Genomic DNA, 16516 nt, shown 5'->3' with positions numbered 1-16516 from the left:
TTGAGCTCTTTGAAGGGTCGTTCGAGACCAGGACGTTGATAGGCTGGGTGTGGAAGTGCAGTAATGCATTAAGCTAACCAGTACTAATTGCCCGTACGGCTTGTCCCTATAACCTTAGCAGGTGCAGAGGATAAGACGGTACAACGTTGCGTGTGTGTTGATACAACCAGTCATTACCCCAATCTTTGCTTCTTCCAGATTCAGGCTTTGTCGCTCCACTGAGGACAAATGCCAGTACAAGTTATGCCTGATGACCATAGCAAGTTGGTCCCACCCCTTCCCATCCCGAACAGGACCGTGAAACAACTTTGCGCCGATGATAGTGCTGCAACCAGTGTGAAAGTAGGTTATCGTCAGGCTTGTTATGCGAAAAAACCCCTTCCGGTGATCCGGTTGGGGTTTTTTTACGTCTGGCGGTTTGGTTTTGTCAGCAGACAGGCGTAAAAAAAGGCACCGCTACGCGGTGCCCTGTTCATTTGTCATAACCATTAAAAATGGTAAGCGACTTTGACATTCATGTAATTGACGCCGCTATTCGGTTTCTTGTAGCCGCCGTTCGAGAAATGCTGGATCTTCGCAGCGACTTCCCATTTATTATTGAAGATATAGCCAACGCCGATATGGTCGCCGAACTGGAAGTGCGTCGACAGGCGGTTATCGTCGTTATCGTACAGCTTGGACAGCATGTGCACGCCAATGCCGCCTTCCGCATAGAAGCCCAGCTTGTTCGTGTTTTCAAAGCGGAACACGGGGGTAAAGCCCAGGTCCCACAGCTTTTGATGCTGGCCGGGGACATTGCGATAGCTCTTGCCATCCCAGCCGCCGATGCTGGCATCCCAGTAACCGCTCAGTTGTGTGCCATTCGATACGAACCAGGCCTTATCCCAGTTCGAGGTCACGCCGGCGCGTACCATTTGTACCTTCACGCCCTTGGCATATTCGCCGTAGACGGAGTCGATCAGTTTGTCGTCGGCGGCAAAGCCGGCGTTGGCTGCCATCAGCGCGGTAATGGCAGCGATGGATTTGAGGATATTCTTCTTGAAGGACATAGAGGCTTTCATCGTAAAATTGGCCGTAAGGCTCGTCTTGTTTGCGCAGACACCCAGTTTTGCACAGTGTTCCCGCCACCCGTTTGATTTCAGAGGTTCAATTGACATTCTCTACAAAAATCGCATTTCTCGGTATCGGTCTGATGGGGGATCCGATGGTCCGGTGCCTGCTGCGCGCTGGATATTCTGTCACAATTTGGAATCGCACGCACAGCAAGGCCCAAGTCCTGCGTGAGGCAGGGGCGCAGCCCGCCGTTTCCGTGGCCGGGGCGGTCAATGGCGCGGATGTGGTCATTTCGATGCTGGAAGCCGGTCCCATCGTGGCGCAGGTGCTGCAAGAGGCGCTGCCTGCCTTGCGTGCAGGGGCGCTATGGGTGGATATGAGTTCCACCAAGCAAGCAGAAGCCCAGCAATTTCATGCCACCTTGCAGGCGGCAGGCCATGCCTTCATCGATGCGCCCGTGTCGGGTGGCGTCGGCGGGGCACAGGCGGGCACCCTGGCCATCATGGCCGGCGCCAGCACCAGCGATTACGCGCGGGTTGCAGTGATTCTGTCGGCCATGGGGCGCCCGACTCTGGTGGGGCCCGCCGGCAGCGGCCAGGTTGCCAAGCTGTGCAATCAGCTGATCGTCGGTGCCACCCTGAATATCGTGGCGGAAGCGTTATTGCTGGCGCAGGCGGCCGGCGCCGATGCGAGCGCCGTACGGGCAGCGATACGCGGCGGTTTTGCCGAGAGCAAGATTCTGGAGGTGCATGGCCAGCGCATGCTGGAACGCAATTTTGTTGCCGGTGGACAGGTGAAAAGCCAGATCAAGGACATGCACAACATCCTCGCGGCAGCGGAAGCGGCCCATGTCACCTTGCCGGTGACGCAATTGGTGACGCAGCGCTATGAAACCCTCGCCGCCAGCCATCCGACGGCAGACCACGCGGCTGCCTTGCTGGCCCTGGAAGCGCTGAATCCGGGCCAGCGCCTGGGCACCGGTCCGGATAAGCTGAGCTGATTTACGTGACGGGCAGGCTCGCTTCAGCCAGCTTGACCCAGAAACTGGCGCCGATGGGCAGCAGATTGTCATTGAAGTCGTAGCTGCCATTGTGCAAGACGCACGGACCCAGGCCGTGGCCGCCATCGCGGTGCTCGCCATCGCCGTTGCCGATGAAGATATAGCAGCCAGCTTTTTCCTGCAGGAAAAACGCGAAGTCTTCCGCGCCCATGGTCGGTTCGACATTCGCGTTGACCTTGTCGGCACCGACCACGCTTTTCATCACTTCCACGGCAAACGCCGTTTCCTTCGCGTGGTTGACCAGCGGCGGGTAGTTGCGCTTGAAGTGGAAATCGACTTCCGCGCCAAAGGCGGCGGCCGTGTGCACGGCGATGTCGCGCATGCGCTCTTCGATCAGGTCCAGCACGGGTGTGGTGAAGGTGCGCACGGTGCCGACCAGGCTGGCGTCATCGGGAATCACATTGGTGGCGCTGCCCGCATGGATTTGCGTGATCGACAGCACCGCCGTGTCGAGCGGACTCTTGTTGCGCGTGATGACGGTTTGCCAGCTTTGCGCGATTTGCACGGCTACCATGATGGGGTCGATGCCCTTGTGCGGCTGGGCCGCGTGCGCGCCCTTGCCTTTGACGGTGACATGGAATTCATTGCTGGACGCCATCATTGGCCCTTCCACCACGCTCAGGGTACCCGTTTCCGCGCCCGGCCAGTTGTGCATGCCGTAGATGGCATCCATGGGAAAGCGTGTAAACAAGCCGTCTTCGATCATTTCGCGCGCGCCGGCGCCGCCTTCTTCCGCCGGCTGGAAGACGAGGTAGACCGTGCCATCGAAGTTGCGATGTTGCGCCAGGTAATGGGCGGCGCCGAGCAGCATGGCCGTGTGGCCGTCGTGGCCGCAGGCGTGCATCTTGCCCGGATGGCGTGAAGCATGCTCGAAGGTATTCATTTCCTGCATCGGCAAGGCATCCATATCGGCACGCAAGCCGATGGCGCGCTTGGACGTGCCATGCTGGATGATGCCGACCACGCCAGTGCGGCCCAGGCCGCGTACCACGGGAATGCCCCATTCCGTCAGTTTGGCGGCGACCACGTCCGAGGTGCGCTGTTCTTCGTAGCACAGCTCGGGATGCGCGTGCAGGTCGCGGCGGATACCTTGCAGCTCGGATTGAAACGCCAAGATCGGATCAACTAGTTTCATGGGACTCTCCTGTGGATGCTGGCGCGCAGCAATGTATGGCGCGCCGGACCGCGCTTGTTTGATCAAAAACAGACGCGGCTAATAGTGCATTGTAGCCCTTGTTTGCCGGGTAAATCCAGCGCACGGACGTGCTTGCCACGGCGCCAACAGCAAGCGCGCGGAATGGTTTACAGTATCGCCTTCCCCCAACGTTTTTGGATTGCCCCCATGACCACCACCCAAGTGCGCGCCGCCTGCCCGCTCGACTGCCCCGATACCTGCGCCTTGCTGGTCACCGTGACCGATGGGGTGGCAACAGCCGTCAAGGGCGATCCCGACCACCCGACCACGGCGGGCGTGCTGTGCACCAAGGTGTCGCGCTTCACGGAGCGCACCTACCATGCGGACCGGCTGCTGCATCCGCTGCGCCGCGTGGGCAAGAAGGGGGAAGGCAAGTTCGAGCGTATCAGCTGGGAAGAAGCGCTGCAGACCATCGCGGCCCGCTTGAAACCGATCGCCGCGCGCGATCCGCAGGCGATCTTGCCGTACAGCTACTGCGGCACCATGGGCCTGGTGCAGGGCGAGTCGATGTCGTCGCGTTTCTTCAACCAGCTCGGTGCTTCCTTGCTGGACCGCACCATCTGCGCCTCGGCGGGCGCCACGGGCTACCGCTACACGGTGGGCGCCAGCATCGGCACGGACCTGGAACAGTTCCAGAACGCCAAGTTGATCATCATCTGGGGCGGTAACCCGATCGCCTCGAATTTGCACTTCTGGATGCGCGCGCAGGAAGCCAAACGCAATGGCGCCACCCTGATCGCCATCGACCCCTACCGTTCGCTGACGGCGGAAAAGTGCCATCAGCACGTCGCTTTGCTGCCGGGGACCGATGCGGCCCTGGCGCTGGGTTTGATGCATGTCTTGATTGTGGAAGATTTGCTCGATCATGATTACATCGAGCGCTACACTGTTGGCTACGACGCCTTGAAACAGCGGGCCCTGGAATGGCCGCCCGAGCGGGTGGCCGAAGTGTGCGGTATCACGGCCACGGAAGTGGTCGACTTGGCGCGCCTGTACGGCCAGGCCTGCCGCTCCGGCGAGGGCGCCGCCATCCGCGCCAACTACGGCGTGCAGCGCGTGCATGGCGGTGGCATGGCCGTGCGCAATATCGCCTGCCTGCCCGCCCTGACGGGCGCCTGGCGCCATCCGGCCGGCGGCATGCAGCTGTCGAGTTCGGGTTCCTTCCCCATCAACCGCAAGGCCCTGCAGCGCCCCGATTTGCTCAAAGGCACGCCGCGCACCATCAATATGAGCACCATCGGCGACGATTTATTGAAAGAAAGTTCCGCCGATTTCGGCCCGCAAGTCGAGGCCGTGATCGTCTACAACTCGAATCCCCTGGCCGTGGCGCCCGATTCCTCGAAAGTGGCGCAGGGTTTTGCCCGTGAAGACTTGTTTACGGTCGTGCTCGAGCACTTCCAGACCGATACCGTCGACTACGCCGACATCGTGTTGCCCGCCACCACGCAGCTGGAACACGTCGATACGCATGCCACCTATGGCCACCTGTACATGATGGCGAACAATGCGGCCGTGGCGCCGTTGGGCGAAGCGAAGGCGAATACGGAAATCTTCCGCCTGCTGGCCCAATACATGGGCTTTGATGACCCGTGCTTCCAGGAAAGCGACGATGCGCTGGCGGCCAAGGCATTCGATGCGACGGATGCGCGCGCCGTGCATTTCGACTGGGAATCGCTGAAGCGCACGGGCTGGCAAAAGCTGGTCATGCCGGAAGCGCCATTTGCCGAGGGCGGTTTCCCCACGCCATCGGGCAAGTGCGAGTTGTATTCGGAAGCCATGGCGCTGGCGGGCCTCGATCCCTTGCCGGCGTATATCGCGCCGCACGAATCGCAAGCCAGCAATCCCGCGCTGGCGGCCCGCTATCCGCTGGCCATGATTTCCCCGCCGGCGCGCAATTTCCTCAATTCCACCTTCGTGAACGTGAAAAGCCTGCGCGCGGCCGAAGGCGAGCCCCACCTCGATATCCATCCCGACGATGGCGCCGCGCGCGGCATCGTGGCCGGTGACATGGTGCGCATCTTCAATGACCGCGGCAGCTTTGTGGCCAAGGCCAGGGTGACGGACAAGGCGCGACGGGGCCTGGTGGTGGGCTTGTCCGTGTGGTGGAAGAAACTTGCCAGCGACGGCAAGAACGCCAACGAAGTGACCAGCCAGCGCTTGACGGACATGGGCCGCGCGCCGACCTTCTACGATACGCTGGTTGAAGTGGAAAAGGCTGCCTGACCATGGCGCGCTGGCCGGCCCGCTTGCTCGTCGGCACGGTATGCCTGCTGCTGGGCGGCTGCACGCAGTTGCGCTACTACACGCAAGCGGCGCAGGGGCAATATGCCCTGTGGTCCGGCGCGCGTCCCATCGGCGACTGGCTAGATGACCCCGCCACCGAGCCGCGCCTGAAAGTGCGCCTGGCCAAGGCGCAGCAGATCCGCCGCTTTGCCGTCAGCGAGTTGGACTTGCCCGACAATGGCAGCTACAAGAACTATGCGGCATTGCGGCGCCCGTTTGTGCTGTGGAACGTGGTGGCCACGCCGGAATTGTCGCTGCAGCCGCTGCAATGGTGTTTTCCCATCGCCGGCTGCGTCAGCTATCGCGGCTATTACAGCAAGGAGGAGGCGCTCGCGTATGCCGACGAGTTGCGGGCCCAGCATTACGACGTCCAGGTGGGTGGCGTGCCCGCGTATTCCACCCTGGGCTGGTTCGACGATCCCCTGCTGTCGACCTTTATTCACTACAACGATGCGGAACTGGCGCGCCTGATCTTCCATGAGCTGGCGCACCAGGTGGTGTACGTGCCTGGCGACTCGGCCTTCAACGAGTCGTTTGCCAGTGCCGTGGAAGAGGCCGGCGTGCAGCGCTGGCTGGCGCGCGAGGGCAATGACAGCATGCGCGCGGCGTATGCCCAGTATGCGGCGCGGCGCCAGGATTTCCTGGCCTTGCTATTGAAATACCGGGGCGAACTGGAGTCCGTGTATGCGAGCGACGCCAGCGATGCGGACAAGCGCGTGCGCAAGGCGCAGGTATTTGCGGCATTGCAAGAAGCGTATCAGGTCCTGAAGCAAAACTGGGGTGGTTTTGCCGGTTACGACCGCTGGTTCGAGCAGCCGTTGAGCAATGCGCACCTGGCTTCCGTGTCTACCTACAATGAATTTTTGCCTGCCTTCAAAAAATTGCTGGAAGAAAAAAAGAACTTTCGTGCTTTTTATGCTGCAGTGCACACAATGGCCCAGATCAAGAAGCCTGAGCGCAGGCAGGCGCTGGAACAATTGTCCAGCCCGTGACCCGTAAAGATTGTCCCGGACGTCAAGGCGAACGATCCTGCAACAGCGTATTTATCATGTTGCAGTGCAGCACAAAATACCCCTAGAGTTGCCGCTCGAATACTGTTGAAAGCGCTTGCATGGAAGCCCGGCGCCCGATAGCATCGCATTAGTAGCATAGAGCAATTGCTCGTCAGAATGCTCAAACTGACTGCAGGACGACAGAATCCGCAGCAATGATCCGCGCCGGCAGGGTGCGCCGGCTCCCCCACGATTATTCGAGACAAGAGGCACAGGATGGAAAAAATTTGGCTGAAGTCGTATCCTCCCGGCGTCCCCGCCGACATCGATCCTGATCAATATCGTTCGCTGGTGCATTTGCTGGAAGAAGCGTTTCAAAAATATGCGGATCGCAATGCCTATGTCTGCATGGACAAATTCCTCACCTATGCCGAACTCGATACCTATTCGCGCCAGCTGGGCGCCTGGCTGCAAAGCCGCGGCCTGAAGAAGGGGGCGCGCGTCGCCCTGATGATGCCGAACGTGCTCCAGTATCCGGTGGCCATCGCCGCTGTCTTGCGCGCCGGCTACACGGTGGTCAACGTCAACCCTTTATATACGCCGCGCGAACTCGAGCATCAGCTCAATGATTCGGGCAGCGAAGCCATCATCGTGCTGGAAAACTTCGCCCATACCCTGGAGCAGGTGCTGGGCAAGACGGCCGTCAAGCATGTCGTCGTCGCCAGCATGGGCGAAATGCTCGGCGGCTTGAAGGGCATGATCGTCAATTTTGTCGTGCGCAATGTCAAGAAGATGGTGCCCGCGTATTCCTTGCCGAACGCCATGCGCTTCAAGCAGGCGCTGGCGCTGGGCAGCCGCATGAAACTCACGCCCGTCGAGCTGAGCGTCCATGACGCTGCCTTCCTGCAATACACGGGCGGCACGACGGGCGTGTCGAAAGGCGCGACCTTGAGCCACCGCAATGTGATCGCCAATGTGCTGCAGAGTGAAGCGTGGTCGGGCGCGGCGCTCGACCAGAACAGCAAGGAACAGATGATCGTCGTCTGCGCCTTGCCGCTGTACCATATCTTTGCGCTGACGGCGTGCGCGATGTGGGGCACGCGGGTGGGCGCCCTGAATATCCTGATCCCGAATCCGCGCGATATTCCGGGCTTGATCAAGGAACTGGGCAAGTACAAATTCAACCTGCTGCCAGCGGTCAATACCTTGTATAACGCGCTGGTGAACCACCCCGATTTCGCCAAGCTCGATTTCTCGGGCTTGAAGATCGCCAATGGCGGCGGCATGGCGGTGCAGCAAGCCGTCAACGACAAGTGGCTGCAAGTGACGGGGGTGTCCATCATCGAAGGCTATGGCTTGTCGGAAACGTCGCCCGTCGCCACCTGCAACCGCGCCGACAGCACGGCGTTTTCCGGCACCATCGGCTTGCCCGTGCCCTCGACCGACATCGCCATCCTCGACGACGACGGCAAGGAAGTGCCGCTGGGCCAGACGGGCGAGATCGCCATCCGTGGGCCGCAAGTGATGAGCGGCTACTGGAACCGTCCCGACGAGACGGCCAAGGTGATGACCCCCGATGGCTACTTCAAGTCGGGCGACGTGGGCATCATGGACGAGCGCGGCTACGTGAAGATCGTGGACCGCAAGAAAGACATGATTCTCGTCTCCGGCTTCAATGTGTATCCGAACGAAGTCGAAGCCGTCATCGCGGCCCATCCTGGCGTGCTCGAGTGCGCCTGCGTGGGCGTGCCGGACGAACACTCGGGTGAAGCCGTAAAAGTGTTTGTTGTGCGCAAGGATCCAAACCTGACCCAGGCAGTGCTGGCCGCGTACTGCAAGGAACAATTCACGGGTTATAAGCGGCCGAAATACATCGAGTTCCGCGATGAACTGCCGAAGACCAACGTCGGCAAGATTTTGCGTCGCGCCCTGCGTGACGAAACAAAGATAGCAGCATAAACAGTGTGGGATGCGCCAGGAGGCGCGTCCCTTTTACAGATAAAGATGAGGCGAGATGGACAAGATTTGGTTGAAGTCGTACCCGGACAGCGTTCCCGCAGAGATTGATTGCACGCAATACCGTTCCGTCACGCATTTGCTGGAAGAGTCGTTCCAGAAATATGCGGACCGCAACGCCTTCGTGTGCATGGATAAATTCCTCACCTACCGCGAGCTTGACCAGCTGTCGCAGCAGATGGGCGCCTGGCTGCAAAGCAAGGGCCTGCAACCGGGTGCGCGCGTGGCGATTATGCTGCCGAACGTGTTGCAGTATCCGGTGGCCATGGCGGCGATCTTGCGCGCCGGCTACACCGTGGTGAACGTCAATCCGCTGTACACGCCGCGCGAATTGCAGCACCAGCTGATCGATTCGGGCAGCGAAGCGATCATCGTGCTGGAAAACTTCGCCACCACGGTGGAACAGGTATTGCCGCACACCCAGGTCAAGCATGTGATCGTCGCCACCATGGGCGACTTGCTCGGTGGCTTGAAGGGCACCATCGTCAACTTCGTCGTGCGCAAGATCAAGAAAATGGTACCCGCGTTTTCCTTGCCGGGCGCCATCGGCTTCAACAAGATGCTGGCCGAGGGTGCCCGTTTGACCTTGACGCCGGTGCAGCAGGGACATGACGATATCGTCTTCCTGCAGTACACGGGCGGCACGACAGGCGTGTCGAAAGGCGCGATGTTGTTGCACCGTAACGTGATCGCCAACGTGCTGCAAAACGAGGCGTGGATGTCGCCCGTGATGACCAAGGAAATGCGCGCGACCTCGATGGGTTTCATGTGCGCCTTGCCCCTGTATCACATCTATTCGCTGACGGTCAGCGCCCTGATGGGCATGCGCCTGGGCGGCATGAGCGTGCTGATCCCCAACCCGCGCGATATTCCCGGTTTCGTCAAGGAATTGTCCAAGCACAAGATCGTCGTCTTCCCGGCAGTTAATACTCTGTATAACGCGCTGCTGAACAATGCCGACTTCGCCAAGCTCGATTTTTCCAGCTATAAAGTGTGCAATGGCGGCGGCATGGCCTTGCAGCGCAATGTGGCCGAACGCTGGCTCAAATTGACGGGCTGCCCGCTGATCGAAGGCTATGGCATGTCGGAAACGTCGCCCGTGGTGACGGGTAACCGCGTCGACATCACGGAATTCACGGGCACCATCGGCTTGCCTTTCCCGTCGACGGAAGTGGCGATTTTGAACGACGATGGCGTGGAAGTGCCGCTGGGCGAACCGGGCGAGATCGCCGTGCGCGGCCCGCAAGTGATGGCGGGCTACTGGCAGCGTCCGGACGAGACGGCCAAGTCGATGACGGCCGACGGCTATTTCAAGACGGGCGACGTGGGCGTCATGGATGAGCGCGGCTACGTGAAGATCGTGGACCGCAAGAAAGACATGATCATCGTTTCCGGCTTCAATGTGTATCCGAACGAAGTGGAAGACGTGGTTGCGTCGTGCCCGGGCGTGCTGGAATGCGCCTGCATCGGCGTGCCGGATGCCAACTCGGGTGAAGCCGTGAAAGTGTTTGTCGTGCGCAAGGATCCGAACCTGACGGTGGAACAGATCCGCGAGCATTGCAAGCATGAGTTGACGGCGTACAAGAAGCCGAAATACATCGAGTTCCGCGATGAATTGCCGAAAACCAATGTCGGCAAGATCTTGCGCCGTCAATTGCGCGACGAAAAGAAAGCGGCTTAACTCGCCGCCAGGGCTGTGTCCGCCGCCACGGCTTGCCGTGGCCGGGCGGGCAAGCCGAAGCAGGGACGCAGCCAGCTCACCTTGCTGATCAGCAGCGACGTGCCCAGCCAGCAGGTCGCCACCGTGCCTGCCAATATCAGCAGCGGCTCGAGCACGGGACCCAGCTGCAACGGCACCAGCCAGTAGGCCAGCAGCACGATCGCGCTCTGGTGCAAGATGTACCAGGGAAAGACGGCCTGGCGCGCCCATGGCAGCCAGGCAAACGGTTTATTCAGCAAGGTGTGCGACCAGCCCAGGATGGCGCAGATGGCCAGCCACATGTACAGGTTGCGCATGGGCCAGGAGCCAAACGAGGCCCAGGTCAGCAGGTTTTCCGAAGCCACCAGGTCAAAACCAAGATACACGGCAAACGCGCAGGGTGCCAGCAGCAGCGCCTGCCAGCGCAAGCGCGCCAGTTCCTGCCACCCTCCCTTGTCATTGCCCAGCCACCAGCCATACAGATACATGGTGAAATAGATGGCGTGCGCGTACCAGTCCTTGAGCAGCGCATGGGTTTCCGGATAGCGCAGCTTCAGGAAAGCCGTTGCCGCCAGCGTTGGCAGGGCGGGCAGGACCAGCAGGCGCCAGCCGCGCAGGCCCGCAAACAGCGGTCTTGCCTTGGCCAGCAGAGGCTGCAAGGCCACCAGCACGATGGTGTACAGCAGCAGGTACACCAGATACCACAGATGGTTCCACGTAAAACTGGTCTTCCAGCCCGTAAATGCGCCGGCCGGCCAGGCATGGCCGCCAAAGTAATGCAGCAGGAATGGTCCATAGCCAGGCTCGACCAGGCCGTTGCTGACGCCCTCGCAATACGGTTGCACGGGGATCACTACCAGCACGCCAAACAGCAAGGGCAGCAACAGGCGCTTGATCCGGCGCCGCAGGAACGCACCGCTGGACGCCTGCGTCATCATGGCGCAAGACACGCCGGAAACAAGGAACACGATTTCCATGCGCCACCGGTTGATAAAGACCATGGGAAAGTTCAATGTTTCCGTCAGGTAAGTACTTTTCATGTGGAACGCGGCGCCATCCAGGTACAGCATGGCCGTGTGGTAGACGATCAGCAGGCTGAAGACAAGAAAGCGCAAGGCATCGATATCGTAACGGCGGGAATCTGTGGTCATGGTCGTGGGGTCCGTCGGTCAGGGAATGCCCCAGCATAGGCAGGCCGCCCGGGGCGAACCAGCGAAAAGTGATCAATCGCGGGCTGTTTGTGACGAGCGGTGGCGCTGGGACGGCTTTGGGACCTTACAATCATGCAACTTATTCACTGTCCGCCGCCATGCGCCTGTCTTCCACCGATTTGTTGCAACGATATCAACGCTGGCGCCAGATCGCCGAGCCAGCTTTCTGGATCGTCCTGTATCTGCTGCAAACGTCGCTCAACTGCTGGATCAGCTGGGCCGACCGCGTGCGCGCCGGGCTCGATACGCCCTTCTGGGAAGTGGCCGTGTGGGAGTGGAGCAGCAACCTGGTGCTGCTGGCGCTGGTACCGGTGGTGATCCTGGCTAACCAGTTTCGCCCCTTGCACCTGGTTTTCCAGCGCCAGAACCTGCGCTGGCACCTGGCCGCGTCGCTCGTCTACAGCCTCGTGCATGTGCTGGCCATGGTGGCCTTGCGCAAACTGGCTTACTGGAGCGCCGGCAGCGACTATGATTTCGGTAACTGGTGGCACGAGTTGCCGTATGAATATATCAAGGATGTACGTACTTACTTCTCCATTTTATTGTTCACGGGCTTTTACCAGTTGCTGCTGATGCGCTGGCAAGGCGAGGCGACCCTGCTGGGCGAACCCGACGAAGGGCCTGCCGTGGAACCGGTGCAGCAGCCGGAACGCTTTCTGGTGCGCAAGCTGGGCAAGGATTTTCTGTTGCCGGCCGTTGAGATCGAGTGGATACAGGCGTGGGGCAATTATGTGAATCTGCATGTGCGCGGCCACGACTATCCGCTGCGCTCGACCATGGCGGCCATCGAGCGCCGCCTCGACGGCAAGCGCTTTCTGCGCGTGCACCGCAGCTATATCGTCAACCTCGATTTTGTGCGGAGCATCGTGCCGCTGGAATCGGGCGATGCGCGCGCGGTGCTGTCCACGGGCGGCGAAGTGCCCGTCAGCCGGCGCTACCGCGACGCCTTGAAAAGCATAGGCTAGACGCGTTGTACGCCAGCCTTGCCGTCCTGGACGGTGAAACTGGCCAGTGTCGCGATGGCCGACGCGCTGTCGCGCACGTTCTCCAAGCCCTGGAACAGGGCCGTGGTTTTCTCCGGTGTGATGTCCAGCAACATATAACCGCGCTTGTCGCTGCGTCCGTAGCGGATATGCGGGTTCATCGCCACGTACTGCTCCGTGCGTGCCTGCGGGCGGGAACTCGACGTGATTGAGGTACCGCAAAACTCGGTGGCCAGCACGGGATTATCCTTGCCGACAGGGCGCATGGCGTTGCGGCTCAGTTCGGTGGCATAAAAGGTGTGCACGTCGCCCGACAGTACCAGCGGATTACTGGCCTTGCTGCTGCGCAAGGCGTCGAGCAAGTGCTGGCGCGCCATCGGATAGCCATCCCAGCCATCGGTCCAGATGCGTTCGTCGCCGGGCCGCAGGATGGGCACCTGGCTCGATTGCGCCATCAGGGTTTGCTGGGCCAAAATGTTCCAGCGCGCGGGAGAATTATCGAGCCCGGCTTGCAGCCAGCGCTGCTGTTCTGCGCCCAGCATCGTGCGTTCGGGCTTGCGCAAGTCGGGACAGCTGCGCGTGGTGACGGAATTCGAGCCGCCGCGGCCCGGCTTGGCGCACGCATGGTAGGCGCGGTATTGCCGGTCGTCCAGCACGTGGAAGCGCGCCAGGCGGCCCCAGTCATAGCGCTGGTAGATGCGCATGTCGACAAAGCCCCGCCGGCCCAGCGGCAGCAGGCGCAGCGGCATGTGTTCATAAAATGCCTGGTAGGCGGCCGCGCGGCGCTGCAAAAAAGCAGGCGTGAGCAATTCGTCGCGGTCATTGCCGTAATCGTTGGCCACTTCATGGTCGTCCCAGGTGACGATCCACGGCGCGGCCAGGTGCGCGCCCTGCAAGTCGCGGTCGCTCTTGTATTGCGCGTAGCGGGCGCGATAGTCGTCCAGGGTAAAACTTTCATGCGTGCGCACGGCCCGGCTCGGGTGCTGCAGCTGGTATGGACCCCATTCGTAGATGTAGTCGCCAAGGAAGGCCACCAGGTCGGGCGCGGCGGAGGCGATGTGCCGGTGCGCCGCGTAGGCGCCGAATTCCCAATGCTGGCACGAGGCGACGGCCAGTTTCAGCGAAGAAGGCATGGCGCCAGGCTCGGGCGCCGTGCGCGTGCGGCCCACGGGGCTGACGGCGTCGCCCAGCATGAAGCGGTACCAGTACCAGCGTCCGGGCGCCAGGCCGCCCACATCGACGTGCACGCTGTGCGCGAGGGCGGGCGTGGCCGTGGCTTGCCCCTTGGCGGCGATGCGCCGGAACGCCTCGTCGTCCGCCACTTCCCAGCGCACGTTCAGGGCGATGGCGGGCGTGGCGCTGGCATGCAGCGGGTCGTAGCAGATGCGCGTCCACAGCACGACGGCGTCCGGCAAGGGCGAGCCGGAAGCGACGCCGAGCGCAAACGGGTAGCCGGCGCCGTTCAGGCGCGTGGCAGCGCTCGCGCTGGAACCGGACAGCACGCTGCCGGCCGCGGCCAGCGCACCGATGCGGGCGGCGCTCTGCAGGAAGATGCGGCGCTGGCTATCCATGCCGTCTGAAAATAAAACGTGGGATTAATGTAACAGCGACAATCAAGGCGACAGCAAGGTCTCGATCGGCGGCACTTTGCGCGGTTTGCGGTCGGAGTCCGTCGCCACGTAGATCAGGGTGGCTTCCGTGACTTTCACGATGCATGCCTGCAGGCGGTTGCGTTCGGCATACACCTCGACATTGACGGTGATCGAGGTATTGCCAACCTTGACGATGTCGGCGTAGAAGGAAAGCAGATCGCCGACGAAGACGGGGTTTTTGAAGACGAAGGAGTTGACGGCGATGGTGGCGACACGGCCGTTGGCGCGCCGCGTGGCCGGCAGGGAACCGGCGATATCGACCTGCGCCATGATCCAGCCGCCGAACACGTCGCCGTACACATTGGCGTCGGACGGCGCGGGCATCATGCGCAATTCCGGCATTTTTCCGGCGGGCAGGCCGGAGGCGAGGCAGTTGTCGGGACGGTCGGGGGAGGTGCTCATCTTTTATTCTCATGAAAGGCTACAATTGCCCCGATTGAACCATAAAAAGCCGACCTTCGCCATGCGCCGTTCCCAGACTCCCCCTCCGCCCCGCTCGCCAGCCTCCGCCAGCCACAGCGATTTCGCCACCATCAAGACCTTGCTGCCGTATCTCTGGGTCTACAAATGGCGGGTGCTGCTGGCGCTGCTATGCCTGGTGGGCGCCAAGCTGGCCAACGTGGGCGTGCCCCTGATCCTGAAAAAACTCGTCGACGCCATGACGATCACGGCGGCCCATCCGCAAGCGCTGCTGGTGTTGCCGGTCGGCTTGCTGGTGGCGTATGGCTTGCTGCGCCTGTCGACCACCCTGTTTACGGAGTTGCGCGAATTCCTGTTCGCGCGGGTCACGCAGCGGGCCGTGCGCACCATCGCCCTGCAAGTGTTCCGCCACCTGCATGCCTTGTCCCTGCGCTTTCACTTGAACCGGCAAACGGGCGGCATGACGCGCGACATCGAGCGGGGCACGCGCAGCGTCGGCTCGCTCATTTCCTACACCCTGTTCAACATCCTGCCGACCCTGGTGGAAATCACCCTCGTGCTCGGCTACCTGGTCTTGCACTACGACATCTGGTTCACCGTGATCACGGCGGTGGCGCTGGTGTCCTACATCGCGTTTACCGTGCTGGTGACGAACTGGCGCACGCATTTCCGCCGCACCATGAACGACCTCGATTCCAAAGCGAATACCAAGGCCATCGATTCGCTGATCAACTATGAAACCGTCAAATATTTCGGTAACGAGGATTACGAGGCGAAGCGCTACGACGAGGGCTTGCAGCGCTATGAATCGGCCGCCGTGAAATCGCAGACTTCCTTGTCCCTGCTCAATACGGGTCAGTCGCTGATCATCGCCACGGCCGTTACCCTGATCCTGTGGCGCGCCACCGTGGGCGTCATCAATGGCACGATGACTTTGGGCGACCTGGTGCTGGTGAACGCCTTCATGATCCAGCTGTACATTCCCCTCAATTTCCTGGGCGTCATTTACCGCGAAATCAAGCAAAGCCTGGCCGACATGGAACGCCTGTTTTCGCTGCTGAACGAGAACCGCGAAATCGCCGATACGCCGGAAGCCAAGCCGCTCGTCACGCGGGGCGCTGCCGTGCGCTTTGCGCATGTGGATTTCAGCTATGAAGCCAAGCGGCAAATCCTGTTCGACGTGGATTTCCAGATTCCCGCCGGCACCACGACGGCCGTGGTGGGGCATAGCGGCTCGGGCAAGTCGACCCTGTCGCGTTTGTTGTTCCGCTTCTATGAAGTCGATGGAGGCGGCATCACCATCGATGGCCAGGACTTGCGCGCCATCACGCAGGATTCCCTGCGCGCGGCCATCGGCATCGTGCCGCAAGATACCGTGCTGTTCAACGACACCATCGAATACAACATCGCCTACGGCAAGCCGGGCGCCAGCAAGGAAGCCATCGTGGCGGCGGCGAAAGCGGCGTCGATCCATGATTTTATTGAAAGCTTGCCAGATGGATACAACTCCATGGTGGGCGAGCGAGGGCTAAAACTGTCGGGCGGCGAAAAGCAGCGCGTGGCCATCGCCCGCACCTTGCTGAAAGACCCGGCTATCCTGATCTTCGACGAAGCTACGTCGGCGCTCGATTCCAAGGCCGAGCAGGCGATCCAGTCGCAGCTGAAGGACATCGCCAAAAACCGCACCACCCTGGTCATTGCGCACCGCCTGTCGACGGTGGCGGATGCCCAGCAAATCCTGGTGCTCGACCATGGCCGCATCGTCGAGCGGGGCACGCATCCGCAATTACTGGCGCTCGATGGCTTGTACGCGCAGATGTGGCAACGCCAGCAGGCAAATATGGATGACGAGGCGCAAGAGGACGAGTTGGCGGGGCTGGCGCCGGCAAAATAAATCGGGAAGGCGAAATCAGTAGGAAAAATGCTACAGCCGCGCCGATTCAGGCGCGCGT

At 61.1% G+C, this 16516-nt stretch carries 12 protein-coding genes and 2 rRNA genes; 9 read left to right on the top strand and 5 right to left on the bottom strand.

Translation table 11 applies throughout. The features are described from left to right. Positions 1 to 108 (top strand): 23S ribosomal RNA (locus O3298_RS08075); the annotation flags it as partial. Positions 109 to 246: 138 nt separating this feature from the next. Further along, positions 247 to 359 (top strand): 5S ribosomal RNA (gene rrf / locus O3298_RS08070). Positions 360 to 488: 129 nt separating this feature from the next. On the opposite strand, the gene O3298_RS08065 is transcribed toward rrf, so the two are convergent. Then, positions 489 to 1049 carry an acyloxyacyl hydrolase gene (locus tag O3298_RS08065; protein ID WP_289912660.1) on the bottom strand — a complete coding sequence of 187 codons (561 nt, stop codon included), beginning with the start codon at positions 1047 to 1049 and terminating at the stop codon, positions 489 to 491. 119 nt (positions 1050 to 1168) lie between these two features. Between O3298_RS08065 and O3298_RS08060 the strand changes: the two genes are divergently transcribed. Further along, positions 1169 to 2053: an NAD(P)-dependent oxidoreductase gene (locus tag O3298_RS08060; protein WP_305058984.1), complete on the top strand. Its 885-nt coding sequence runs from the start codon at positions 1169 to 1171 to the stop codon at positions 2051 to 2053. 1 nt (position 2054) lies between these two features. Here the strand turns inward: O3298_RS08060 and O3298_RS08055 are convergent, their stop codons facing one another. Beyond that, on the bottom strand, positions 2055 to 3248 hold the full coding sequence (locus O3298_RS08055) for a M20 aminoacylase family protein (RefSeq protein ID WP_305058952.1): 1194 nt from the start codon (positions 3246 to 3248) through the stop codon (positions 2055 to 2057). A 207-nt stretch (positions 3249 to 3455) separates the two neighbouring features. On the opposite strand from O3298_RS08055, the gene O3298_RS08050 reads away from it, so the two are divergent. The 4 genes from O3298_RS08050 (at position 3456) to O3298_RS08035 (ending at position 10280) form a co-directional block, all read left to right on the top strand. Then, entirely contained in the window at positions 3456 to 5531 is a 2076-nt protein-coding gene (locus O3298_RS08050) for a molybdopterin-dependent oxidoreductase (RefSeq protein ID WP_305058951.1), read from the top strand. 2 nt (positions 5532 to 5533) lie between these two features. Further along, positions 5534 to 6583, top strand: a complete 1050-nt coding sequence (locus O3298_RS08045) for an aminopeptidase (RefSeq protein WP_305058950.1) — start codon at positions 5534 to 5536, stop codon at positions 6581 to 6583. Between the two features lie 276 nt (positions 6584 to 6859). Then, positions 6860 to 8542: a long-chain fatty acid--CoA ligase gene (locus O3298_RS08040; protein ID WP_099666194.1), complete on the top strand. Its 1683-nt coding sequence runs from the start codon at positions 6860 to 6862 to the stop codon at positions 8540 to 8542. 55 nt (positions 8543 to 8597) lie between these two features. Continuing rightward, complete coding sequence (locus O3298_RS08035; RefSeq protein WP_305058949.1) at positions 8598 to 10280, top strand: long-chain fatty acid--CoA ligase; 1683 nt, start codon at positions 8598 to 8600, stop codon at positions 10278 to 10280. On the opposite strand, the gene O3298_RS08030 is transcribed toward O3298_RS08035, so the two are convergent. Further along, positions 10277 to 11449: an acyltransferase family protein gene (locus tag O3298_RS08030; protein WP_305058948.1), complete on the bottom strand. Its 1173-nt coding sequence runs from the start codon at positions 11447 to 11449 to the stop codon at positions 10277 to 10279. The two genes, O3298_RS08035 and O3298_RS08030, sit on opposite strands and share 4 nt — an antisense overlap. Positions 11450 to 11607: 158 nt before the next feature. On the opposite strand from O3298_RS08030, the gene O3298_RS08025 reads away from it, so the two are divergent. Beyond that, positions 11608 to 12474, top strand: coding sequence for a LytTR family DNA-binding domain-containing protein (locus tag O3298_RS08025; protein ID WP_305058947.1), 867 nt, complete (start codon positions 11608 to 11610; stop codon positions 12472 to 12474). Here O3298_RS08025 and O3298_RS08020 read toward each other — a convergent pair. Next, entirely contained in the window at positions 12471 to 14063 is a 1593-nt protein-coding gene (locus O3298_RS08020; RefSeq protein ID WP_305058946.1) for an alkaline phosphatase, read from the bottom strand. The genes O3298_RS08025 and O3298_RS08020 overlap by 4 nt on opposite strands. A gap of 42 nt (positions 14064 to 14105) precedes the next feature. Beyond that, on the bottom strand, positions 14106 to 14546 hold the full coding sequence (locus O3298_RS08015; protein WP_052139932.1) for an acyl-CoA thioesterase: 441 nt from the start codon (positions 14544 to 14546) through the stop codon (positions 14106 to 14108). Between the two features lie 61 nt (positions 14547 to 14607). On the opposite strand from O3298_RS08015, the gene O3298_RS08010 reads away from it, so the two are divergent. Next, positions 14608 to 16458 carry an ABC transporter ATP-binding protein/permease gene (locus O3298_RS08010; RefSeq protein WP_289912668.1) on the top strand — a complete coding sequence of 617 codons (1851 nt, stop codon included), beginning with the start codon at positions 14608 to 14610 and terminating at the stop codon, positions 16456 to 16458. The last annotated feature ends 58 nt before the right edge of the window (positions 16459 to 16516 follow it).

The organism is Janthinobacterium sp. SUN137, assembly GCF_030587265.1.
In the GTDB taxonomy this organism is placed as follows: Bacteria; Pseudomonadota; Gammaproteobacteria; order Burkholderiales; family Burkholderiaceae_D; genus Janthinobacterium; species Janthinobacterium kumbetense.
Note: the sequence above shows the minus strand (reverse complement) of the source record. Positions and strands in the feature narration are given on the sequence as shown.